Origin of the sequence: Pauljensenia sp. UMB9872 (assembly GCF_030212665.1) — a bacterium.
Taxonomy (GTDB): domain Bacteria; phylum Actinomycetota; class Actinomycetes; order Actinomycetales; family Actinomycetaceae; genus Pauljensenia; species Pauljensenia turicensis_B.
Genome location: NZ_JASOER010000040.1, coordinates 1 through 1,014, shown reverse-complemented (window position 1 = coordinate 1,014; position 1,014 = coordinate 1). Strand labels below are relative to the sequence as shown.

The 1,014-nt window shown below is 57.4% G+C and carries 1 protein-coding gene; it reads right to left on the bottom strand.

The window, feature by feature from the left end:
* Positions 1–40: 40 nt before the first annotated feature.
* A partial coding sequence (locus QP109_RS09205) for an IS1249 family transposase (RefSeq protein WP_285024434.1) occupies positions 41–1,014 on the bottom strand: 974 nt, incomplete at its 5' end.

Sequence of the window (1,014 nt, the reverse complement as noted above, 5' to 3'; positions counted from 1 at the left end):
GGGTTAATACCCAAAATTAGTTGCTTATGGTGGCGTGTTGTTAGTTTCTGAGCCAGCCTTTGCGGATGGTGAGGCCGTCTTCCCACGGGGCTTGATGGTTGATGTGGGAATCGATTTGGGCGGGTCCTTCATGGCTTTGTTCCGGCCGTGGTGAGGGCGTGGTGATCGTGTTGGTCATGAATGTTTCCAGGGGTTGGGGATCAACGGACCTGGAGTAGAGGAAGTAATCGATCGCGGTCAGCATGCGTGGCTCGGACAGGCCGCGGTGGGTGTGAAGGAATGCTTTCAGGACAGCGTTGGTGCCTCCTTCGAGCCTGTTGGTGGTGGATGCGATCGGGGTGGTGACTGCAATGGTGGGATCGAGGTAGGTGAACAAGACACCGCTTTTCACGTAGCGGTCCAGTGCGGACACGATTCGTCGAGTATCGCGATGGGTGTACCACCATTGCTGATTGGCACTGACAAAGCCGGGGATGGTGTGGACGTGATCGCGGTAGGTGCGTTCTTTCAGCCAGGAATCGTAGAGTTCATGGAAAGCGAAGAGGGCTTTCTCCCAGGCACGTGCTTGCTCGGCGGTGGTGACTTTCGTCAGGTTCAAACCCAACTGGTAGAGAGCTTTGTGTTGGACTGTCTTGGGTCTGCTGGTGGTCACACGACGAATATTGCGTTGGACATGGACCAGGCAGCGTTGGATCCGGGTTTGTGGCCAACAGGATTTGATCGCGGCGAGGGCGCCTTTGTCGCCGTCGGTTGTGACAATCACAGGGGCAGGGATCTGGTTGAGTAACGCACGGTAGGCTTCCTTGTTCTCGCGGTGACAGAGCTGGTAGGCGATCACACCCTGGTAGCACACGGCGGTGAGCACGCACCAGTTGTAGCCGATATAGGTGCCGTCGATAAAAACTTGGTCATGTATTTCCCCGGTCTGGGGCCAGGTCGGGCGGGTGTCCCAGCACCAGGCGTGGGTACGGTCCCAGGTGGTCGGTGAAGTGGTGATCAGCTGGCGTCGCGTCA